This window comes from Streptomyces sp. NPDC006207 (genome assembly GCF_040613835.1).
In the GTDB taxonomy this organism is placed as follows: Bacteria; Actinomycetota; Actinomycetes; order Streptomycetales; family Streptomycetaceae; genus Actinacidiphila.
The window spans coordinates 1-20,270 of record NZ_JBEXSX010000096.1 but is presented as its reverse complement, the minus strand read 5'-3'; the positions used below and the strand labels follow the sequence as shown (position 1 = coordinate 20,270).

20 protein-coding genes and 1 pseudogene are annotated in these 20,270 nt (G+C 68.0%); 9 read left to right on the top strand and 12 right to left on the bottom strand.

Going from position 1 to position 20,270, the window contains the following annotated elements:
* Positions 1–9 precede the first annotated feature (9 nt).
* From ABZ312_RS42085 to ABZ312_RS42070, 4 genes and pseudogenes are all read left to right on the top strand, one after another.
* On the top strand, positions 10–1,017 hold the full coding sequence (locus ABZ312_RS42085; protein ID WP_500357235.1) for a TauD/TfdA family dioxygenase: 1,008 nt from the start codon (positions 10–12) through the stop codon (positions 1,015–1,017).
* 182 nt (positions 1,018–1,199) lie between these two features.
* Positions 1,200–2,795 carry an acyl-CoA ligase (AMP-forming), exosortase A system-associated gene (locus tag ABZ312_RS42080; RefSeq protein WP_500439988.1) on the top strand — a complete coding sequence of 532 codons (1,596 nt, stop codon included), beginning with the start codon at positions 1,200–1,202 and terminating at the stop codon, positions 2,793–2,795.
* A 164-nt stretch (positions 2,796–2,959) separates the two neighbouring features.
* Positions 2,960–3,232, top strand: a complete 273-nt coding sequence (locus tag ABZ312_RS42075; protein ID WP_500328774.1) for an acyl carrier protein — start codon at positions 2,960–2,962, stop codon at positions 3,230–3,232.
* A 522-nt stretch (positions 3,233–3,754) separates the two neighbouring features.
* Positions 3,755–4,012, top strand: a pseudogene (locus ABZ312_RS42070) (Na+/H+ antiporter NhaA); the annotation flags it as partial.
* Positions 4,013–4,187: 175 nt separating this feature from the next.
* Here the strand turns inward: ABZ312_RS42070 and ABZ312_RS42065 are convergent.
* Positions 4,188–5,006 (bottom strand): hypothetical protein, encoded by an 819-nt coding sequence (locus ABZ312_RS42065; RefSeq protein ID WP_500439987.1) that lies wholly within the window; start codon positions 5,004–5,006, stop codon positions 4,188–4,190.
* Positions 5,007–5,461: 455 nt separating this feature from the next.
* A complete protein-coding gene (locus ABZ312_RS42060; protein ID WP_500439986.1) occupies positions 5,462–7,015 on the bottom strand; it encodes a GH39 family glycosyl hydrolase in 1,554 nt (517 codons plus the stop codon).
* Between the two features lie 289 nt (positions 7,016–7,304).
* Here ABZ312_RS42060 and ABZ312_RS42055 point away from each other — a divergent pair, with 289 nt between their 5' ends.
* Together ABZ312_RS42055 and ABZ312_RS42050 are read left to right on the top strand one after the other, a co-directional pair.
* On the top strand, positions 7,305–7,616 hold the full coding sequence (locus ABZ312_RS42055; protein ID WP_500439985.1) for a hypothetical protein: 312 nt from the start codon (positions 7,305–7,307) through the stop codon (positions 7,614–7,616).
* A gap of 130 nt (positions 7,617–7,746) precedes the next feature.
* On the top strand, positions 7,747–7,881 hold the full coding sequence (locus ABZ312_RS42050) for a hypothetical protein (protein WP_500328770.1): 135 nt from the start codon (positions 7,747–7,749) through the stop codon (positions 7,879–7,881).
* Positions 7,882–8,023: 142 nt separating this feature from the next.
* Here the strand turns inward: ABZ312_RS42050 and ABZ312_RS42045 are convergent, their stop codons facing one another.
* From ABZ312_RS42045 to ABZ312_RS42010, 8 genes are all read right to left on the bottom strand, one after another.
* Complete coding sequence (locus ABZ312_RS42045) at positions 8,024–9,079, bottom strand: LacI family DNA-binding transcriptional regulator (protein WP_500439984.1); 1,056 nt, start codon at positions 9,077–9,079, stop codon at positions 8,024–8,026.
* Positions 9,080–9,249: 170 nt separating this feature from the next.
* Positions 9,250–10,785, bottom strand: a complete 1,536-nt coding sequence (locus tag ABZ312_RS42040; RefSeq protein WP_500357244.1) for a glycoside hydrolase family 43 protein — start codon at positions 10,783–10,785, stop codon at positions 9,250–9,252.
* Positions 10,786–10,865: 80 nt separating this feature from the next.
* A complete protein-coding gene (gene arfA, locus ABZ312_RS42035) occupies positions 10,866–12,365 on the bottom strand; it encodes an arabinosylfuranosidase ArfA (protein WP_500328767.1) in 1,500 nt (499 codons plus the stop codon).
* A 131-nt stretch (positions 12,366–12,496) separates the two neighbouring features.
* Entirely contained in the window at positions 12,497–13,399 is a 903-nt protein-coding gene (locus tag ABZ312_RS42030) for a carbohydrate ABC transporter permease (protein ID WP_500328766.1), read from the bottom strand.
* The gene (locus tag ABZ312_RS42025; RefSeq protein WP_500439983.1) at positions 13,396–14,421 is read right to left on the bottom strand and encodes a carbohydrate ABC transporter permease; all 1,026 of its coding nucleotides are present in this window, start codon (positions 14,419–14,421) and stop codon (positions 13,396–13,398) included. Before ABZ312_RS42025 ends, ABZ312_RS42030 begins: the two co-directional genes overlap by 4 nt.
* An 11-nt stretch (positions 14,422–14,432) precedes the next feature.
* Positions 14,433–15,707 (bottom strand): extracellular solute-binding protein, encoded by a 1,275-nt coding sequence (locus ABZ312_RS42020; protein WP_500439982.1) that lies wholly within the window; start codon positions 15,705–15,707, stop codon positions 14,433–14,435.
* Positions 15,708–16,037: 330 nt separating this feature from the next.
* Positions 16,038–16,208 carry a hypothetical protein gene (locus ABZ312_RS42015; protein WP_500439981.1) on the bottom strand — a complete coding sequence of 57 codons (171 nt, stop codon included), beginning with the start codon at positions 16,206–16,208 and terminating at the stop codon, positions 16,038–16,040.
* Positions 16,209–16,300: 92 nt separating this feature from the next.
* Positions 16,301–16,513, bottom strand: coding sequence for a hypothetical protein (locus tag ABZ312_RS42010; protein WP_500357249.1), 213 nt, complete (start codon positions 16,511–16,513; stop codon positions 16,301–16,303).
* A 180-nt stretch (positions 16,514–16,693) separates the two neighbouring features.
* On the opposite strand from ABZ312_RS42010, the gene ABZ312_RS42005 reads away from it, so the two are divergent.
* Together ABZ312_RS42005 and ABZ312_RS42000 are read left to right on the top strand one after the other, a co-directional pair.
* The gene (locus ABZ312_RS42005; RefSeq protein ID WP_500357250.1) at positions 16,694–16,945 is read left to right on the top strand and encodes a hypothetical protein; all 252 of its coding nucleotides are present in this window, start codon (positions 16,694–16,696) and stop codon (positions 16,943–16,945) included.
* A 15-nt stretch (positions 16,946–16,960) separates the two neighbouring features.
* A complete protein-coding gene (locus ABZ312_RS42000; RefSeq protein ID WP_500357251.1) occupies positions 16,961–17,293 on the top strand; it encodes a hypothetical protein in 333 nt (110 codons plus the stop codon).
* Positions 17,294–17,742: 449 nt separating this feature from the next.
* On the opposite strand, the gene ABZ312_RS41995 is transcribed toward ABZ312_RS42000, so the two are convergent.
* Together ABZ312_RS41995 and ABZ312_RS41990 are read right to left on the bottom strand one after the other, a co-directional pair.
* On the bottom strand, positions 17,743–18,366 hold the full coding sequence (locus tag ABZ312_RS41995) for an NADPH-dependent F420 reductase (RefSeq protein WP_500328760.1): 624 nt from the start codon (positions 18,364–18,366) through the stop codon (positions 17,743–17,745).
* A gap of 33 nt (positions 18,367–18,399) precedes the next feature.
* On the bottom strand, positions 18,400–19,134 hold the full coding sequence (locus ABZ312_RS41990; protein ID WP_500328759.1) for an SDR family NAD(P)-dependent oxidoreductase: 735 nt from the start codon (positions 19,132–19,134) through the stop codon (positions 18,400–18,402).
* A gap of 145 nt (positions 19,135–19,279) precedes the next feature.
* Between ABZ312_RS41990 and ABZ312_RS41985 the strand changes: the two genes are divergently transcribed.
* Positions 19,280–19,891: a TetR/AcrR family transcriptional regulator gene (locus tag ABZ312_RS41985; protein WP_500328758.1), complete on the top strand. Its 612-nt coding sequence runs from the start codon at positions 19,280–19,282 to the stop codon at positions 19,889–19,891.
* Positions 19,892–20,270 lie beyond the last annotated feature (379 nt).

Sequence of the window (20,270 nt, the reverse complement as noted above, 5' to 3'; positions counted from 1 at the left end):
AGAAATGAGATGTCGATCTCTTCCCAGACAGCGCTGCCCGAGGTGGACCTGCAACCCGGCAAGCCGCCGATCCTGCACACCAAGCCCGCCGACGACGCGGTGCGCTGGGCAGCCGAGAACCGCGCGGCGCTGCGCGCGATGGTGGCCGAGCACGGATCGATCCTGATCCGCGGCCTCGGGCTGCGCGACGCGGCCGAGACCGTCGCCGTCTTCCACCAACTGGCGCGCACAGGTCTGATGACCGAAAGAGAGGCCTTCGCCTCCCGGCAGGCCTACGCCGAGGGCGTGTACTCCTCCTCGAAGTGGCCGCCGAGCCAGCCGATGTGCCTGCACCACGAGCTGAGCTACCGGCTCGAGTTTCCCGGCCTGATGCTCTTCGCGTGCCTGTCCGCACCCATCGAGGGCGGGGCGACCGGTGTGGCGGACTCGACGGCCACGCTCGACGCGCTGCCCGGCGACCTCGTCGAACGGCTCGAGCGGGAGGGCTGGATGCTCGTCCGCAACTACAACGAGGAGATCGGGACGTCGATCGCCGAGTCGTTCGGCACCGAGGACCGTGACGCGGTCGAGAGCTACTGCCACGCCAACGCCATCGAGTTCGAGTGGCGATCCGATGGAGGGTTGCGCACCTGGCAGCGCCGCAGCGCGGTGGTGCGGCACCCGGTCACCGGTCAGCGCTGCTGGTTCAACCAGATCGCCTTCCTCAACGAATGGACGCTCGACCCCGAGGTGCACGAGTTCCTCATCGACACCTACGGCGCCGAGGGGCTGCCGTTCACCACCCGTTTCGGGGGCGGCGACCCGATAGGCGAGGACGTCGTGCAGCTGCTCAACGAGACGTACAAGGCCAACACCATGCGGGAGCCCTGGCAGGCGGGCGATCTGATGCTCGTCGACAACATCCGCAGCGCACACAGCAGGGAGCCCTTCACCGGACCGCGTGAGGTCCTGGTCGGGATGGTCGACCCGGTACGCCTGGCCGACTGCTCGCCGACCGTCAAGGTGAACGCCGGATGACCACGTCCCCCGTGCGACCGTTCGCGGTCATTTCCGGTGCCCACGTCCACCGCGCGAGCCGTCGAACCCCCCGCGCCCAGCACCCAGGCGATCCCGGCCCTGCCTTCGGAGACCAGCCAGCGCAGGGCAGAGGTCTGGGATCCTCGGCTGCCAGGCAAAAGTGAGAGAAAGAAACCGCCGAAATGATCAACCGATTGCCGGACCTCGTTGCGAGGTCCGCCCAACGCAACCCCCGCGCGCCCGCCCTGACCGCACGGACGACCACGATCTCCTACACCGATCTGCACGAGCGGACGGAGCTCGCGGCCAGCGGCCTAAGCGACCTCGGCCTCAATAGTGGCGAGCGCGTCGCGGTCTTCCTCGAAAAGAAGATCGAGACCGTCGTGGCAATGCTCGCCTGCTCGCGGGCCGGTGGCGTGTTCGTCCCGGTGAATCCCGTGCTGCGGGCCGGGCAAGTGAGGCACATCCTCGACGACTGCACCGTGCGCGTACTGGTGACCTCCACAGACCGGCTGCACACCCTGCGCGCCCAACTCGCCGCCTGCAAGTCACTCTCCCACGTCCTCGTCCTGGGCGACTCGCTTGCCGATGACGCGGAAGCCCCTTACCGCGTGCTCCCCTGGTCGAAGGTCGCCGAGCCCCCGAGCCAGTCCGCGTGTCCTGCGACGGGCGGCGTCGACACGGATGTGGCCGCGATCCTCTACACGTCGGGGAGCACCGGGCCCCCGAAGGGCGTCGTGCTGTCGCACCGCAACCTCGTCGCCGGCGCGGAGAGCGTCAGCGCTTTCCTGAACAACACGGCAGAGGACCGAATCCTGGCCGTCCTCCCACTGAGCTTCGACGCCGGACTGAGTCAATTGACGACCGGCTTCTGCGTCGGTGCCCATGTGGTGCTCGCCAACTACCTGCTGCCGGGTGACGTCATCCGGCCGTGTGTGGAACACCGCATCACCGGGCTGGTGGGCGTACCGCCGCTGTGGATCCAGCTGGCAGCCCAGACGTGGCCGTCCGAGGCCGTGACCGGGGTGCGCTACTTCGCAAACACCGGGGGGCGGCTGCCGCGCGTTACCCTGCAACAACTGCGAACGATGTTCCCGAACGCAACGCCATACCTGATGTACGGCCTCACAGAGGCGTTCCGTTCCACCTACCTCGATCCCCGGGAGGTCGACCGGCGACCCGATTCCATCGGCAAGGCCATCCCGAACGCCGAGATCCTCGTGGTCCGGGAGGACGGCGGCCTGTGCGGTCCGGGAGAGCCGGGTGAGCTGGTGCACCGAGGTCCGCTCGTCGCGTTGGGCTATTGGAATGACGCAGAACGCACGGCCGAGAGGTTCCGGCCGCCGCCGAACCGCCCGGTCGAGCTGTGTACGCCCGAGCTGGCGGTCTGGTCCGGCGACGTCGTCGTCCGCGACGAGGAGGGCTTCCTGTACTTCGTCGGACGGCGCGACGACATGATCAAGACGTCGGGATACCGGGTCAGCCCGCAGGAGATCGAGGAAGTGGCGTACGAGACCGGCCTGGTCCACGATGCCGTCGCACTCGGCCTCGAGGACGAGGCACTTGGCCACCGGATCGTCCTGGTCGTGACACCCTGCGACCCCGCCGGCTTCGACCCGGCCGCGATGACCGCACGCCTGCGGCAGGAACTACCCGGCTACATGGTGCCTGCCGATGTGGTGGCCCGGAGTCTCCTGCCCCGATCGCCGAACGGCAAGTTCGATCGGGCACTTCTTCGCCACGAGCTCACCGCCTCCCGCACTCGGGAGCCCGCGTGACCGCAGGCGCCTACGCGCACCCCCACGATCAGCCGGTCCGCGATCGCCGACGGCATGCTCCACATCGGCAGCCTCCCGGTCGGGTCGCTCGCTGAACGCCCCGGTCCCACTCCGGTCTTCCCCGCAGGCCGCCGGGTCTGCACGGCCGATGAGGAGAAGCCAGCATGACTCGCTCGCCAGAGATCTCGCAGGCGATTTTCGAGGACGTCAAGGCCGTCGTGGTGGTGACGCTGGACATCGAGGACCTGGCCGATGACCTCGAGCCGGAGACGGGACTATACGGCAATCTTCCCGAAATCGACTCGCTCACCGTCGTCAAGCTCATCGTCGCATTGCGGAAACGGTTCGAGATCGAGATCGAGATCGACGAGATCATCTGTCAGACCTTTGACACCCTCGGGCAGCTCGCGGCCTTCGTGGAGTCCAAGGTGCGCTGAGAGTCGCTCCGCGGCGTCGAGCACCAGACGCGGATCCACCGTCCGGATCGGGACGCGCGAAATGCCATTGGATCTCCTTCCCTGCACGGCCTGGCTGTTCACCCGGCAGGCAAGAAGGAGGCCCGTCTTCGTATCGGCAGGTCGCCCGCGCACCGCGGCACCTCCACGCCCGCCAGCGTGAACAGGTCGCCCGGGGTCTGCACCACCCGCCGGCAGCAGCGGCTTCTTCAACTGCTGGCACACAGAATGCACTTCATGGGGCACCGCCTCCAGCCGGAGCCTCTCCACACCCGCCCACACCGCACCGGACCGGCGCATGCGGCCAGCACACCAGCATCCGGCTGCTGAACTCATCAGATCCCTTCTGCAGCTTGGCTGCAGGAGGTACCCGACACCGCGCTCGCCAGAATCCGTCCCGGCCTAGCCGGCCGCGCAACCGCTGTACAGAGGGGCGTCCAACACGGTAGCCAGCTGCTGCTCGCGCTCGGCACCGTTGCCGTCGTCAACGCGCTCACGGCGCTGTCCGCCGCCCTGCCCATCATCGCCGCCGTGTGAGGCAGGGCCGCACCAGCCGTCCTCTACGCCGTCACCGCCACCGCGGGCGGCGGGAGTCTGGACGGCGGCTGGGCGGTACCGATGGCAACCGACATCGCCTTCGCGCTCGCGGTCCTGGCCGTCCTGTCCATACACCTGCCGGCCGCGCTGCGCGCGTTCCTGCTCACCCTGGCTGTCGTAGACGACCTCGGCGCGATCCTGATCATCGCAGCCTTCTCCACCTCAAAGGTGCTCGAACCGGCCCCCGTGAACGCGCCGGGCACCCGGGGACAGGCCGATCCCGAAGTAGCGGCGCAGGTCGTCCACCACCCGCTCCGCATCCAGAACGACGTGCAGGCGCTGCCCCACCACAGACGGCTCCCCGCCGGAGGAACCAGGCCCCGCGACGAGTTCGTGGATCTCAGATACCTGTGCCCTCATCTGTGTCAGTTGTGGCCGGTGGCGTCGGCTGGGCCGCCCATACCTCGCTGATCAAGGTGAAGGACGTAGTGAGCATTCCGGCCCCCCCCCAGCGTGGGGGCATGACGGAATGAGCCATCTGGCCGTGGGCGATACGGTTGCGCAGCTTGCGCCCCTCGTGGAGGAACTCCGTCTGCCGATCGGTCAGGAGGCCACTCTCCCCCCCCTGCTTGATGAGGGCGTGGAGCGGCTTCGTGCCGGAGTCAGGGACCTCGGCCCGGAGGACGATCTCCATCGCGATCAGGGCGTGCAGGAGGGCCACGGTGGAGAACTCGTAGCAGAAGTAGGAGTGGCGCAGGAGCTCGCGGGAGGTGTGCAGCACCGTTGCCGCGGACTGCGGGATACCGGAGGGCACCGTCAAGCCGGCGACGACGTCGTGCATGTCGGCGTACTGGTTGCCGAAGTGGTGGGCCCGGGGGTCGGGCACGGGGAACGGCAGGCGCTGATCGGTGGCGGCGTTCCACGGCAAGGGCATCCGCGTGCCGCTGTCGGCAGACCCCGTCCGGGCAGGTGGCTCCTCCCAGAGGAGGAGCACGGCCAATGCGATCTGGAGCACGAGCGCTGCCCGGTGCCGGAAAGGCGTGTCGACCAGGTCGTGCAGGACGCTGTTGCGGAGGTTCATCTGCCCGTCGGCGTTGCCCAGCACCGTCCGGAGGACGAGAGGCCACGGCTCGGGGAAGCCGAGTTCATCCAGCTTGTCGAGGAGGGGGCCAAGCTGCTGGACCTGTCCGATGGTCTCCCCTTTTGCGTGTGTGATCACCGCGATGTCGGCTGCCTGAAGTCGGCGGCGCAGCGTGCCTTCGAGGCGCGGCAGCGCCAGGGCCAGGGCCGTGTCGACATCGCCCTCCCAGAACGCTCGAAGGCGCGGGCGAGACCGCGCATCCGAGTCTCCGGAGCATGCTCCGGGCTGGTGAAGAACGGCACGAGGTCGTCCGCCGTCGGGCGGAAGGAGACGCTCCGATGGCCGTTTTCCAGTGGCCGACCGCCCGAAACGGGCCCAGTGCCAGGGCGCCTCCGTGCTCGCCTCGACAACGAGCGGCGCACCGTCCGCGCGCGGGCGTGAACACACATCAGCAGACGTCCTCGCCGCCCGGCTGAACACGGTGGCACATCCCCTCCACGCGACAGCGATGACCATCCAGGCGGTCACCGGAGCGCACATCGGCCAGCTCGGGCTCATCCGCGATATCGACATCAACGAAACAGCGACCGCCGTCAAAGTCCACGACAGCCCCGCCCACCGCCAATGCCAGCGGTGCCGAGGCCGAACAGCCGGTTGTCGCTCCACCACTCCGGCGTCTCGTCGACGACCGGCGTGAGCTCCAGCAGCGTCACCTCGTTGCGACCGAGGACGAGGTCCACGTCGGCGCGCCCGCCGGCGACGGGCACGCTCCGGTGCGAGCGGGCGGGTTCGGCGGCCTCACGAAGGGCGTCGAGCTGGCGGTTGACGGGCGCGAGCGGCCGCCCCATCTCGCACCAGGCGGCCCAGGGATTACCGGCGTCCTCGCTCACGGAGCGGCGGCGCGCGAAGGCGGAGCCGTGCGCGTCGTGGGCGCCGACGGGCAGAGACAGCTGGACGGTGTGGCCGTCGACGGTCTCGCCGCCGGTCTGGTCGGCCGGAGCCCAGGCCAGCACGGTGACGCGGCCGTCGCCGTGCCGCGTCACCAGGTGGTCCTCACCTCGGGCGAGCACCTGCTCGCCCATCTCGGCCATGAACGTGTACAGGTGGTAGGTGGGCTTCTTGATCTGACGGTGAGTCAGGAGTCCGAAGCCGCCATGGAACGGCGCGGTGGGGATACCCACCTCCTCGAAGACGTCGCTGAACGTCCAGTAGGAGAAGGAGTCGGCAACATCGCCGCCGCTGGCCAACACCGGTGCGAGGTACGCCGCGTGGAACGCGGTGTCGTGGATCGGGTTGTCCGGCCGGTAGGAGGAGTTGAACTCGGTGATGTGGACCGGCAGGTCCGCGAGCTTGGTGCCCGCCAGCTGTCGCCGCGGGGCGCCGAACTGCTCCAGCAGCGCCGACGCCGGCATGAGCGTCTGGTGCGCACCGAACGGCACGTGCTGCTCGGGGCCGGAGGTGTAGGCGTGGCGGCTCACGAAGTCGATCGGCACGTCGCGGGTCTCGACGAACTCGGCGAAGCGCTGGATCCACTCGTCCTCGTAACCCGGTGCCAGGGAGGGTCCGCCGACCTGGAGTTCGGCGTCCACCTCCTTGACGGCCAGCGAGGTCACCTCATAGAGGCGGTGGTACGCGTCTTGGTCCGCGGCCCAGAAAATCGGCAGGTTGGGCTCGTTCCACACCTCGATCGGCCACCCGCGCACCTGGTCGATGCCGTAGCGGTCGACCAGGTGCCCGATGACGGCGCGGACGAGGTCCGCCCACTCCTTCTCGTCGCGAGGAGGGGTGATGTTGCCCTTCCACCAGAACACGGTGTCGTCGCCAGAGGCGAGCCCGGACGGCATGAAGCCAAGTTCCAGGAAGGGCGCGATGCCCATCTCCAGGTAGGCGTCGACCACCTGGTCGACGTATGTGAAGGCGTGGCGCACGCGCCGCTCGCCGGCGTAGTCGTAAGGCCGGTGGATGCCCATCCCGTCACTGAGCAGGCCGTGCCCCCGGATGTACCGGAAACCGATCTCCTTCTGTACGAGGTCGAGCGAGTCCTGGTAGTCACGCCGCAGCGCGAGGTCGAGCCGACCCGTACCGACGCAGTGGCGCCAGGCCTCGGAGAGCTGAGTTGTCGACTCACTGGGGATGACGATCCGCATGGTGGCGGTTCCTTTGCTGCGGTGCGGGCTGCCGCGCGACGGGCAGGCAGGTACGTCAGTTGTGCTGATGTCCGACGTACTACGCACCCTAGGAAGCCGGGGAAAACGGTGTCAAGACATCGAGTTCTCGCGGAACCGGCACTACGTGATGTGCTCGAGGCGAGCCGCTCAACCCCAGGTGCACGATCGTGAGTCATGTCTGCCGCATCGGTAACGATTGCGCAACCTGCGCAAACCACGGGTGGTCGCCTGCTCATTTCAAGCGGTAGACATTGCTTCATCTTCATGGATGGCCATTACTTTGCGCAACTTTTTCGCGCTCGCGGTGTTGACGACACATCAGGAAGTCCCCACGATGACGAGGAAGACACGCAGCGCGACAGCTGCCGCGATCGGTTTGGGTATCGCGCTGGCTGCCACTGGTCGCGCCGGCAGAGGCGACACCGGCAGCAAGGGTGGTTCGTCCGGCGGCAAGGTCACTTTGAGCTTCTGGGAGAACGCGCAGCCCGGGCCTGGTGAGGGGTACTGGAAGGCCGCCGTGAAGGAGTACCACTCGCTGCATCACCGAAGGAGGCCCTTGGCTTCCTCCAGTTCGTTGTGACCAAGGACCAGCAGAAGGCCTACGCCAAGGCCTTCTACACGATCCCGGTGAACAAGGACGCCCAGGAGGTCGTCACACCGACCCCTACAACATCTCGGCACTGCAGGCCTTCAACAAGGCCGCTCACTCCATGCAGTTCCTTGACACCGTGTACGGCCAGAACGTCGGCAACGCCATGAACACCGCCGTCGTGAACCTGCTGGCCGGCAAGGGCACCGCCGCCGACATCGTCAAGGACACCAACGCTGCCGCCGCGAAGGGCTGAGTAAGCACACGATGAGCAAGACCCTGGGTACTGACACGGCCACCGGCCGCCAGTCGCAGGGCACGCTCGTGATCTTCCCGGTGGCCCTCGCCGTGTTCTGCGGCGTCTGCCGATGACACAGGCCGGCACAGGCCCGCCGGCGTCATCGGCGTGGCGTTGCGGTTACCGAGGCGGGCCCGGTGGAGGCGCGCAGGACCAGCTCGGTGGCCAACTCCATGCGTGCGGGGCGTCGGATGCCGCCGTCTACGCTCCGGGAAAGCTCGATCAGGAGCTTGACCGCTGCGGCACCCAATTCGGTGCTGGGCTGCCTGATGGTCGTCAGCCCGGGGCTGACGCAGTATGCCTCGGGCAGGTCGTCGAAGCCGATGACACTGACATCCTCGGGAATGCGCAGGCCTCGAGCATTCAGTGCGTCGTAGATGCCGAGCGCCATGGGGTCCGAGCAGGCGAAGATTCCCGTGATCCCCGGGTGCCTGTCGAGCAGGGTGTGGGTGGCGGCCACGGCCTTGACACGATTCCATCCGCCGTAGGCCACGGACACCGTGGCACCGCCGGGTGCTGTGTCGGCTACCGCACGGAAACCGTCGACGCGCGCTCGGCTGAAGAGATGACGGGCGTGGCCGGCAACAACCCCCATTCGCTCGTGGCCCAGAGACAGGAGGTGCTCGGCGGCCATGCGGCCGCCGTCCCAGTTCGCCACGCCGATGCTTGCCACCCCCGATGGCGGCGTACTCATCGGGTCGATCAGGACCACGGGGACGCCTGCGGCAAAGAGCGCGTTGAACTGCCGAGAGTTGGGATCGACCAGCGTCCCGATGGTGCCGACGCTGCGCCTTCTCAAGACCCGCGACACCCAGTCGCTGTGCGGCTCGGCGAGCGTCAGCACGACATCCAGTCCCGCTGTTGCCGCCTCGCGCCCCACCCCGGCTATCACCAGATTCGCCCACGACCCCTCGAAGTGGGTGACCACGAGTGTGAGCACGTTGGACAAGCCGCTCTCGTCCCGCACGCTTTCGTTCTTGGCTCCGCCCCGGCGGGTGTAGCCGACGGCTCGCACGGCTTCCATGACCCTCGCGCGCGTCTCGGCCGAGACGTCGGTTCCGCCTCGCAGCACCTTGGACACGGTGGGCACGCTCGTGCCAGCGGTCTCGGCGACCAATGACAATGTCGGGCGCGATCCGACGGGTCGGGGGGACATGAGGACAGGCTATCCAGGGGGGAGGCCGTCCAGGACGGCGGGTCGGCAATGGCGGGCACTTGAGCGGTCGTGGACAAGGGCTTCGAGGCGGTTTGACGGCGCGGTCTCGCGGCATGCCGCGTGCCGCACCCACACGGACGCGGGTACCGCACGCGACCGAACGCCGAGCGTCAAGCGGAGGGCACGTGGACCAGGGCGTATTCGAACCAGTCGAAGGCAACCACGCCCTCGGTGGCGTACATGCCGATGACGCGACCGGTGAAGCCGCAGGCGACCTCGGTGGACAGGTAGCGCCCGTCCAGTTCGACGAGTGGCTGGGCGTCCGCGGCGTCGGGATCGCCGAGCCAGAAGGCGATGGTGTCAGGGCCGGTGGTCCCGCCGTCGGTGAGTTCGGGCGACGCGGGCACAAGGCCGGACGTCCGGATCACGACGGTAAGGGTCAGCGGCCCGGACGGGACCGGTCGGCGGGCCACGGTCTGGCGCAGCGGGCCGATCCGGGCGACGACGCCGGCCTCTCCGTTCCCGACCTCCAGTGCGTAGTGGTGGGCCTCGTCCAGGCGCACGCTGAGGCCGCCGCGTCCCGTACCCGGGTCGATCACAGCGGTGACGCGGCAGTCGTGGTGCTGCTGGCGGCGCCCGACGAAGGTGTACCCAGGGCGGTCGAGGGTGGCGCCGGTGGCACTGAGGGTCAGCCAGCCAGGGCGCTCGTTGAGCGACCAGGAGCCCTCCGGGCGGGTGAACGGCGAGACCCAGTACGGCGCGAGAGCGGACTCGTCGAAGTCGTCGCGGGCGGGCAGGGCCGGAACGGGGTGCCAGGCACCGCCCGGGGCCGCGTGGCTCTCCGGAACAGGCGCGACAACGGGCCAGCCGTCCTCGTCCCACTCCACGGGGGTCAGGAACGTCTCGCGGCCGAGCACGTGCACGTCGGGCGTGAAGCCGCGGGGCCGGACGCCGAGCAGCACCATCCACCAACTGCCGTCGGGAGCCTGCACCAGATCGGCGTGGCCGGTGTTCTGGATGGAGCGGGCGGTACCGCTGTGGGACAGCAGGGGGTTGGCGGGTGCGCCTTCCCAGGGGCCGCGCGGCGAGCGGCCGCGGGCGATGGACACACTGTGGCCGCGTTCGGTGCCGCCTTCCGCGATCAGCAGGTACCACCAGTCGCCGATGCGGTAGAGGTGCGGCGCCTCGGGGTACTTGAGGCCGCTGCCCGACCACGTGGCGAACGGCCCCTCCAGCACCTCCCCCTTGACCGGGTCGATCCTGGCCATGTTGATGCCGCCTGCGGGCCCCGAGAAAGCGCACCAGCAGGTGCCGTCCTCCTCCCACGCCAGGTCGGGGTCGATCCCGTGCAGGTCGATCCACACCGGGTCGCTCCACGGCCCCTCGGGCCGCTCGGCCGAGACGACGAAGTTGCCGCCGCCGTCGACATTGGTGTTGATGACCCAGTAACGGCCGTCGTGATGGCGGATCGTGGGGGCGTAGAGGCCGCCGGACGCCTTGGCGCCAGGGAGAGGCAGCGGCAGTTGCTCGGGCCGGTCGAGCACATTGCCGATCTGTTCCCAGTGCACGAGGTCCTTGCTGTGGAAGATCGGCAGCCCGGGGAAGTACTCGAAGCTGGAGCACACCAGGTAGTAGTCGTCGCCGACCCGGCACACGCTCGGATCGGGGTGGAACCCCCTGATCACGGGGTTGTCGTACGTACGCACAGAATGTGGTCCCTTCACATCGTCGAGCACCGTCGCGAGTTCAGGCCGAGCACGGCGCCAGATCTGCTTCATGTCGTCGCTCAGCGAAGGGCGATCGCCGTCCACGACACCGGCGGCAGCTCGATCGTGAGCACGCCGTCGGCGAGTGTCGCGCTCTTGTTCGCGGACGGGGTCACCCGGTGCTGCTCGGCGAGTGTGTTCTTCGCGTACACGTCGGAGTCGGCGACCGTGACCGCCTCGCCGATCTGCGATGAGCCGAGGCTGCGCACATCGACCGTGACCTGCGCGGCCTCTTGCAGGTCGCGGTTGACGAGGAAGACCGCGGCCCGGTCCTCGTCGACGGTTGCGACGGCGTCGATGACGGATGCCTCGCCGTGGCGTGCCGTTGTGTACGCCGGCGCCTCGACCACGGGCCGGATCACCTCGCCGGAAGCGATTCGACTCGTGATCGAGAACGGGTAGAAGATCGTCTGCCGCCAGGCCGGGCCGCCGGGCTCGGTCATGATCGGCGCGATCACGTTGACGAGCTGCGCGAGCGATGCCGAGGTGACGCGGTCGCTGCGCTTGAGGAGCGTCATCAGGAGGTTGCCGACGACTACGGCATCCGCCACCGTGTACACGTCCTCGAGTTGCCGAGGGGCGTGGCGCCACTCGTGGTTGAGCTCCTGGGACTCCTGGTGCTCCTTGAGGTACCAGATGTTCCACTCGTCGAAGGAGATGTTGATCTTCTTGTTCGAGCGTCTCTTGTTCCCCACGTGGTCGGCGGTCGCGACGACGGTGTCGATGAAGTAGTCCATGTCCATCGCCGAGGCGAGGAAGGAGCCGAGGTCGCCGTCGTGCTCCTGGTAGTACGCGTGGCACGAGACGTAGTCGACATGGTCGTAAGCGTGCTCGAGCACCGTGCGCTCCCAGTCGCCGAACGTCGGCATGCCGGACCCGGAGGAGCCGCAGACGACGAGTTCGAGGTCCTTGTCGGCCATCTTCATCGCGGCGGCGGTGCGGGCGGCGGTCTTGCCGTAGTCGTCCGCCGTCATGAAGCCGGTCTGCCACGGGCCGTCCATTTCGTTGCCGAGGCACCACATGCGCACGTTGTGCGGGTCCGGTGTGCCGTTGGCGATGCGCAAGTCGGACAGCGCCGTGCCCGACGGGTGGTTGGCGTATTCGAGCAGGTCCAGGGCGGACAGGATGCCTCGCGTGGCGACGTTGACCGCCAGCATCAGCTCGGAGTCGGTGAGCTTGAGCCACTTGGCGAACTCGTCGAGGCCGACCTGGTTCGATTCGAGCGAGTGCCAGGCGAGGTCGCGGCGCACCGGGCGCTTCTCGCGGGGGCCCACCGAGTCCTCCCAGCGGAAGCCGGAGACGAAGTTGCCGCCCGGGTAGCGGACGGTCGTGCTGCCGAGCTCCTTGACGAGTTCGACGACGTCCATGCGGAACCCGTCGTCGTTCGCGCTCGGGTGTCCCGGCTCGTAGAGCCCCGTGTACACGCAACGGCCGAGGTGCTCGACGAACGAGCCGAAGGTGCGGCGTCGGACAGGAGCGATGACGGCCTGCTTGTCGAGCTCTATATGGGCGCGGGGCAATGCGATGGTCCTTTCCAAGGGATGGCGCGGACGTGCCGCGGCCTGAGCGATGCCTCCGGTCAGCGGCCTGCCCCTGCCGCGGCACGGCAGGGGCAGGCGTGAAACGGTCCGGTGCGGTCCTGGCGCCGGTTTCAGCCCTTCACGGCACCGGTGAGTCCGCCGACGATCCGCTTTTCGAAGATCGAGAAGAAGACGAGTGCGGGCAGCATGGCGAGTGAGGTGAACGCGAGGACCTTCGCAGTGTCCTGGGAGTACTGCGAGGAGAACGCCTGGACGCCGAGCGGAAGGGTGTAGTTCGCGTCCGAGTTGAGGACGTACAGCGGCAGGACGTAGTTGTTCCAGCTGCCGATGAACGCGAGGATGCCGACCGTCACCACACCGGGCAGCGACAGCGGGATCACCATGCGGAAGAAGAATCCTAGTCGGCTCGCACCGTCGATCGCGGCGGCCTCCTCGATCTCGTGGGGAATGGCTCGCAGGAACGGCACCAGGATAATGACGGTCGTCGGCAGGCCGAAGGCGATCTGCGGGACAATGATGCCGAACAGGTTGTCGACGAGGCCGATGTTCTTGATGACGATGTACAGCGGGGTGATCGCGATGACCATCGGGAACATCAGGCCGGCGGCGAACAGGGAATACATCGCGCCCTTGAGCTTGAAGTCGTAGCGCGCTATCACGAAGCTCACCATCAGGCCGAGGACCACGATGCCGACGGTACTCACGAGCGCGACGATGACGGAATTGGCGAATTCGCCCCAGAACCTCCTCGACGTCAGGACGTCGGCGTAGTTGGTGAGCACCCAGGGGTGCGGCAGGGCGGCCGGGCTTGTCGTGAACTGGGAGTTGGTGCGGAATCCGCCGAGCACGATGTAGAGCACCGGTGCGATGCAAACCGCGATGAAGAGCAGCGCGACGAAGTAAGTGAAGGGATTCCCCCACTTTTGCAGCTTGTCACGCTTGTCGCGACGACCCATGGGCGTGTTCGGGTCCGCGTCGGAGGAGAGCCAGGAGTTGGCGGTTGTCGCGCTCATCGGGCGGCTCCTTCAGTGACGGCGCCCTTGAGGTCGCGGCGCAGGACGAAGCGCTGGTAGACCAGCGCGACGATGAGCGAGATCAGGAACATCACGACCGCGATGGCGCTGCCGTAGCCGAAGTTGCCCGCGTTGCGGCCCTGGGCGACCATGTAGATCGCCATGGTGGAGGTGCCCGCGGTGCTCGAGATGTAGGGGCCCCAGATGATGTAGACGAGATCGAACAGCTGCAGCGAGCCGATGATCGACAAGAACGCCCAGATGCGGATCGTCGGCCCCATCAGCGGCAGTGTGATGCGGCGCTGGATCTGCCAGTAGGAGGCGCCGTCGATCTGGGCGGCCTCGAAGAGCTCATCGGGTATCGACTGCAGGCCGGCGAGCATGAGGATGACCGCGAAGCCGATGTACTTCCACGAGATGATGCCCATCAGCGTCCAGATGGCCAGCTTCGGGTCGGAGAGCCAGTCGGACTGCAGGGAGCCCAGGCCGATGTGCTGCAGGAGGTCGTTGAGGGCGCCGTTGGTCTGGAGCATCAGACTCCAGCCGGCGCCGACGATGACCTCGGAGACGACGTAGGGCACGAAGATCAGGACGCGGATGGCCGAGCGGCCACGGATCTTCTGGTTGAGCAGGAGCGCGAGGACGATCGCCACCGGTGCCTGGATGACCAGCGAGAGCACTAGAATCAGCAAGGTGTGCCACAGAACCTGCTGGAACGCGGGGTCGGTGAGGATCAGCTTGTAGTTGTTCAGGCCGACCCAGTCGGTGGGCGCCCCGTAGCCCTTCCACCGGTAGAAGCCGTAGAACGCGGCGAGCGCCACCGGGAAGATCACGAACGTCAGGAACATGATGATCGCCGGCCCGGACAGGACCGCGATCTCGAGTCGCATCCTGGCACGCCCGCGGCGGCGCGCGGCCGCTCGCAGCGGAGTCGGGGACCCGGACCTGGCCGCGTCCCCGACTCCGGGCGTGCCCTGCGACTGGCGGCCGGTGGCCGTGTCAGTACCCAGGGTCTTGCTCATCGTGTGCTTACTCAGCCCTTCGCGGCGGCAGCGTTGGTGTCCTTGACGATGTCGGCGGCGGTGCCCTTGCCGGCCAGCAGATTCACGACGGCGGTGTTCATGGCGTTGCCGACGTTCTGGCCGTACACGGTGTCAAGGAACTGCATGGAGTAAGCGGCCTTGTTGAAGGCCTGCAGTGCTGAGATGTTGTAGGGGTCGGTGACGACCTCCTGGGCGTCCTTGTTCACCGGGATCGCGTAGAAGGCCTTGGCGTAGGCCCTCTGCTGGTCCTTGGTCACAACGAACTGGAGGAAGCCAAGGGCCTCCTTCGGTGCGTTCTTGGACAGTGAGTATCCGCCGCCGCCGCCCATGAGGGCGGTCGGATCGCCCTGGCCACCGGCCACGGCAGGGAAGGGGAACCAGCCCAGGTCGGGCAGCGGCTTCTTGTCCGCGGTCAGGCTGGCGTACACACCAGGCTCCCAGGTGCCCATCAGCTCCATGGCCGCCTTGTGGTTCGCGACCATGCCCGCCGACGACCCCGCGCCCTGCTGCGACGAGGTCGTCAGGAAGCCCTTCTGGAAGGGGCTGACCTTCAGGAACGACGCCAGGTCCTCGCCGGCCTTGGTCCAGCACGGATCGTCGAACTTCAGCGACTTGGCGGACTTCGTCATGGTGTCCTGGCTGCACTCGCGCAGGGCGAAGTTGTAGTACCAGTGCGCGGCCGGCCAGGCGTCCTTGGCACCGACCGCGATCGGCGCGACGTTGATCGCCTTCAGTTTCGCGACATCGGCCTCGAGCTCGTCCATCGTCGTCGGAGGCGCGGTGATGCCGGCCCTCTCGAACAGGTCCTTGCTGTAGTAGATGCCCTCGGGCTGCGTGTCGGTCGGCATGGCGTAAACCTTGCTGTCGATCGAATTGGCCGCGACCGCCGCCGCGCCCGCGTTCGCCTTGTCCGTGGCGGTGAGGTTCAGCTCCTGAAGCTGACCGGCGTCGACCATGGCCTGCATCTTGCCGCCACCGCGCTGCAGGAAGATGTCCGGCGCGGAGCCCGAGTTGAGCGCGGTCTGCAACTTGCCGTCGAAGTCCTCGTTCTGGATCGCCTGGATCTTGATCGTGACGTTCGGATGCAGCGAGTGGTACTCCTTCACGGCGGCCTTCCAGTACTCCTCACCAGGCCCGGGCTGCGCGTTCTCCCAGAAGCTCAAAGTGACCTTGCCGCCGGACGAACCACCCTTGCTGCCGGTGTCGCCGCTGCCGGCGCAACCAGTGGCAGCCAGCGCGATACCCAAACCGATCGCGGCAGCCATCGCGCTGCGTGTCTTCCTCGTCATCGTGGGGACTTCCTGATCTGTCGTCATTGACACATTACGAAAAGTTGCGCAAATTAATGGTCTGTTGGACGTCGAAAGCCCTGCACGTACGCTGATCTGGGTGTTCAAGCGGCAGGCCGGGCCGTGGCAGCAGCGAGAGTCGGGAACGTGCACACACGTCCGCGATGATCGCTGCCACCTGTGCTTTCCGAACTCCAGGCATGTTCGTGTGGACGTGCCAGGTGGACGGGGGTGACCGTACGGAGTCGTCTCCGCACGGGGAGGTTTCGGATCGCTCGAGAGTATGCGCTCCGCCCGAAGCGGCAGTCAATGAATAATTTTCGAAAGTTCATCGAAACTTTGAATGACGGTCAGGGAGTTGCTCCCGCCGTGCGACGGCGGCGTGGACGACCAGCAGCCTGCAGTTGCACCCTCGCCGGTTCGCGGCGCCTGGATCTTGGTGCCGCCGGAATGCAACGCCTCGTCGTCCACCGCCATGAGGTGTGGCCCGCAAGCTCCCGACGGAATGCGTGAGTCCCTTGACAGCAAGTAGTTTTGTCCCAAAACTACGTCCCCGACGTGGGGAGAGTTCAGATGTCGATCGTGATCGTCGGTGCCGGCGTCGACGGACATGCTGCGGCCCAGCCGGACACCGTGGTGTGCGCGAGCTGATGCCCCGTGAGGAACGCTTGGGGAACCAACCCCTCGTGCACCGCTTCCACCAGCAGCCGGTGCGGCCGCCCCCGATACACCGGCAGTTGCGGCCACTGGTGGTCGGCATGAAACCCGTGCGGCTCCACCATGCGTACAAGGGCCGGTCCCACTGGAACGGCCGACCCCGTGGTGGGTCACCGCACGCGTCCCTGTCGACCTGGACCCGCCTCGGACGGCGGGGCACATTGCCGCCTCCTGCAAGCGGGCGGCCGTCTTCAACCGGACGGGCTCAACAAGCCCCCGTCACTGACCCCGCCGAGCGACGGCCGATGAGCGACCTCGACCCCGGACGGCTGGCCGCCGTCATCCACGGCTGCGGCGTGCGCTGCCGGCCGCAGCGCGCGGGGCCGAGAACCTTCGAACGCTTCGACCGCGCCGGCGCCGCGTTGGTCGCCGACGCGGCCGCGACCCTGCCCGCCGCAGACCGTCGAGCCCTGGCAGCCGCGCTACCGGCGCTGGAACAGCTGCGTGACGCCGTCACCGCCCAACGGCCGGCCCTGCCACCCCCACCCCGCGCCTGAATCGAAGGACGAGCAATGACCGGTATCCGCCGGCTGCTGTCCCGGCGGCTGCAGACCAGGCAGCTCCAAGGAGTCGCCCCAGGCCCCCACGAGTTCACCGTGCAACGCACGATACGGGTGCCCATGGGCGATGGCGTGGAGCTGATCGCCGTCCTCTGCACACCGATCAGCGAGGTGGACCCCGCCACTGCCCACGATCGTCATCTGCTCCCCGTACGGCCGCCGGAGAGGGTGTTCGCGCTTGCGCATGCGGTGGTGGCCCGGTGGTGGGAGCAGGCCTTGCCCTGGGAGCGCGAGGGGGTCTGGCCGCGGCGGCTGCCTCGTTGCGGGCGGCGACGCCGGGGCTGATTTGGTGCCACCCTCGGTGCACCCCTGCACGCAACCGTGCAACCCACCCTCCAGCCCCCGGTCCAAGCAACCCGCCAGGAGCACCAGGAGCCGGTCGCGGCTCCCCGGAGCCTGGCCACGCCCGCCAGCCTGCAGCATGGGCAAGCCCACCGGGAACGGGCTTGCCCAGCCCGAACCAGGGGCGGGTCCAGAAGAAGCGTTGCCATCGGCCAGCGCCGGCCCGGGCCCGTACGGCGTGGCCGTAGCGCAGCGGCGCGGGATCCCGCCCGGACCGGTGAGTGCCGGCGGCGCCTGTTCCTCGATGGCGGTGAGTTCCGGCGGCAACAGGACACGGGGGCCCTGAACCGTCGCCAAGATCACCGGTCCGGCTGCTGTTCGCGCACCCGCCCTCACGCCGGCTCCGTCCCCCGATCGGCAGCCGCTCCGAAAAGGCTCCGTCAATCGTTTGCTCAGGCGGGAAGTTCGGTGATGCTGAGGGCGAAGTTCAGGTTCCCCACTCCGTGGTTGGCGAGGCCTACCGTGACCACGCCCGCTCCTTCCAGCCAGTGCGCCATTTTCAGGCCGCCGACGTCCAGCGGGCGCAGCCCGAGGCTCTCGATGAACGCCTCCACACTTGCCTTGGCCTGCGCGTTATCGCCGGCGAGGAAGACGTCGGGCCGCCCCTTCTCCAGGACATGACGGAAGACGGTGTTGAACGCCTTCACCACACTGGCGCTGGCCGGGGCGGCCTTGGCGACTTCCTGCGCGTTCGAGGTCTCCTCGCGGTGGGCTAGCCCGTCGAACGTGGAATTGAAGGGGTTGCTGATGTCGACGATGACCTTGCCCGCGAGAGCGTCTCCGTACTGGGCGACGGCCGGCACGACACCGTCGTACAGCAGGGCCACGATGACGATGTCCCCGGCCGGGGCGGTCCCCCATTCTCCCGTCGTGGCGCCGCCGCCGAGAGCCTTGGCCAGGTCGGCGGCCTTGGACTGATTGCGGCCCATGACCTCGACGGTGTTGCCGCCCGCTATCGCCCGCGCGCCGATGGTGCGGGCCATGTTCCCGGTGCCGATGATGCTGATGCTGCTCATGAGATGTCCTGCCCTGATTGTGTGTTGTTCGGTTCAGATGGCGGTGGTGCCGCCGTCGGCGACGAGTTCCATGCCGTTGACGTAGCTGGAGTCGTCGGAGGCGAGGAAGAGGGCGGCGGTGGCGATCTCGTCGGGGCGGCCCATCTGGCCGCGGGGGATGAGGGACTCGAACTGGCGCTTGGTGGCCTCGTCGAAGAGCTCTTCCTGCTTGGCGGTGGCGACCTGGCCGGGGGTCAGGACATTGACGCGGATGCGGCGGTCCTTGAGCTCGTTGAGCCAGATGCGGGCCCAGGCCTGCTGGACGGCCTTGCTGCCGGCGTAGACGCTCCAGCCGGGGAAGGCGCCGAGGGAGGCGTTGGAGCCGGTCATGAGGATGGAGCCGCCGTCGTTGAAGAGCGGAAGGGCCTTCTGAACGGTGAACAGGGTGCCGCGGGCGTTGAGCCCGAACCAGGTGTCGAACTGGGCCTCGGTGATCTCGCCGAGCGCGGCGGGCTCGCCCCCGCCCGCGCTGGCCCACAGAACGTCAAGGCTGCCCTTCTCCCGCTTGACGGTGTCGTACAGGCGGTCCAGGTCGTCCAGGTTGGCGGCGTCGCCCTGGACGCCGGTGACGTTGCGGCCGATCTGCTTCACGGCCTCGTCCAGGGCGTCCTGGCGGCGGCCGGTGATGAAGACGTGCGCTCCCTCGTCGACGAACAGCTTCGCGCCGGCCAGCGCCATGCCGGTGGTGCCGCCGGTGATGACCGCGACCTTGCCGTCGAGCTTTCCCATAGTCGTTCCCTTTGGGTCGGTGGTGCCGTGCGCACCTGGGATGACGGTGTTATGTACACCGCCCTGTGTGCTTACCGTACGGGGCGGGCGGCCGGGACGCAAACTATGTACACCGGCCGTTACCCAGTTCGGGTACCATGGGCCTATGACGGAGTTGGAGAAGGGCCCCACGGGCCGCCGCCGCGGCCGGGGCGCCCGCGAGCGCATCCTCAGCGCGTCCCAGCAGCTGTTCCGCGAGCAGGGCATCAACCGCACCGGCATGGACCAGCTTTGTGCGGTGGCTGAGGTGTCCAAGCGCACGGCCTACCAGCACTTCACCGGCAAGGACGAACTCGTCGCCGAGTACCTGCGCCGGTTCGACCCCGCCGTTCTGTCCGGCGTGTTCGACCGCACTGACCTCACACCCCGCGAGCGACTCCTCGCCGCCTTCGACATCCCCCCCACCACCCCCCTGTGCCCCTACATCGGCGCCTCCGTCGAACTGAACGACCCCCAGCACCCCGCGTCCCAGTACGCACGCGACTACAAGAAAGCCGTCGCCGCGCGGCTCGCCGACACCGCCCGCGAAGCCGGCGCCGCCGACCCTGAACAGCTCGGCGAGCAGCTCGCGCTGCTCATCGACGGCGCCGCGGCCCGCACCCGGGTCCTCAACGCCGACGCCTTCCCCACCGCCGCCGCCATCGCCGCCGTCCTCATCGACAACGCCATCCCCGCCACAGCCAGCGATGACCGGCGACGGGAGGAAGTGTCGAGTTGACGTGGCACTCCCCCGGCCGGGCTGGACGCGCTGCCGGTCCCGCGGCTGCACCCGCTGGTACACGACACCAGCCGCCCGGCACCTCGCCCAGATCTGCTGGCTTTTACGCTGCCCGCCCACCTGCTGCAGACCGCAGCAGAAGCGGCGGGGAGACGGCGACCCCGAAGGCTTCAGGAGCTCGAGGCCGTCATCCCGGCCCAGGGCGCTGACGGGCCGCCGGTTCGAACAGACGGCTGATCGCATAAGTCCGTACGCGGTGGCGCATGAAGAACTCGTACGCAGCTGGGAGGTTGTGAAGATGCGGGTGGCATGGACGACGACCCCGCGCTCCTGGACGAGGTGGTCGGGAGCACCGCCACTGGTCAGGTAGGATCCTCTC

Excerpts from the sequence above, each read along its gene's own strand:
- ABZ312_RS42075 (WP_500328774.1), top strand. The coding sequence starts at position 2,960 with ATGACTCGCTCGCCAGAGATCTCGCAGGCGATTTTCGAGGACGTCAAG.
- ABZ312_RS42060 (WP_500439986.1), bottom strand. The coding sequence starts at position 7,015 with ATGCGGATCGTCATCCCCAGTGAGTCGACAACTCAGCTCTCCGAGGCC.
- ABZ312_RS42025 (WP_500439983.1), bottom strand. The coding sequence starts at position 14,421 with ATGAGCAAGACCCTGGGTACTGACACGGCCACCGGCCGCCAGTCGCAG.
- ABZ312_RS41990 (WP_500328759.1), bottom strand. The coding sequence starts at position 19,134 with ATGGGAAAGCTCGACGGCAAGGTCGCGGTCATCACCGGCGGCACCACC.
- ABZ312_RS42015 (WP_500439981.1), bottom strand. The coding sequence starts at position 16,208 with ATGGCGGTGGACGACGAGGCGTTGCATTCCGGCGGCACCAAGATCCAG.
- ABZ312_RS42005 (WP_500357250.1), top strand. The coding sequence starts at position 16,694 with ATGAGCGACCTCGACCCCGGACGGCTGGCCGCCGTCATCCACGGCTGC.
- ABZ312_RS42080 (WP_500439988.1), top strand. The coding sequence starts at position 1,200 with ATGATCAACCGATTGCCGGACCTCGTTGCGAGGTCCGCCCAACGCAAC.
- ABZ312_RS41995 (WP_500328760.1), bottom strand. The coding sequence starts at position 18,366 with ATGAGCAGCATCAGCATCATCGGCACCGGGAACATGGCCCGCACCATC.
- ABZ312_RS42030 (WP_500328766.1), bottom strand. The coding sequence starts at position 13,399 with ATGAGCGCGACAACCGCCAACTCCTGGCTCTCCTCCGACGCGGACCCG.
- ABZ312_RS42000 (WP_500357251.1), top strand. The coding sequence starts at position 16,961 with ATGACCGGTATCCGCCGGCTGCTGTCCCGGCGGCTGCAGACCAGGCAG.
- ABZ312_RS42085 (WP_500357235.1), top strand. The coding sequence starts at position 10 with ATGTCGATCTCTTCCCAGACAGCGCTGCCCGAGGTGGACCTGCAACCC.
- ABZ312_RS41985 (WP_500328758.1), top strand. The coding sequence starts at position 19,280 with ATGACGGAGTTGGAGAAGGGCCCCACGGGCCGCCGCCGCGGCCGGGGC.
- ABZ312_RS42055 (WP_500439985.1), top strand. The coding sequence starts at position 7,305 with ATGGCCATTACTTTGCGCAACTTTTTCGCGCTCGCGGTGTTGACGACA.
- ABZ312_RS42020 (WP_500439982.1), bottom strand. The coding sequence starts at position 15,707 with ATGGCTGCCGCGATCGGTTTGGGTATCGCGCTGGCTGCCACTGGTTGC.
- ABZ312_RS42010 (WP_500357249.1), bottom strand. The coding sequence starts at position 16,513 with ATGGTGGAGCCGCACGGGTTTCATGCCGACCACCAGTGGCCGCAACTG.
- ABZ312_RS42050 (WP_500328770.1), top strand. The coding sequence starts at position 7,747 with ATGCAGTTCCTTGACACCGTGTACGGCCAGAACGTCGGCAACGCCATG.
- ABZ312_RS42045 (WP_500439984.1), bottom strand. The coding sequence starts at position 9,079 with ATGTCCCCCCGACCCGTCGGATCGCGCCCGACATTGTCATTGGTCGCC.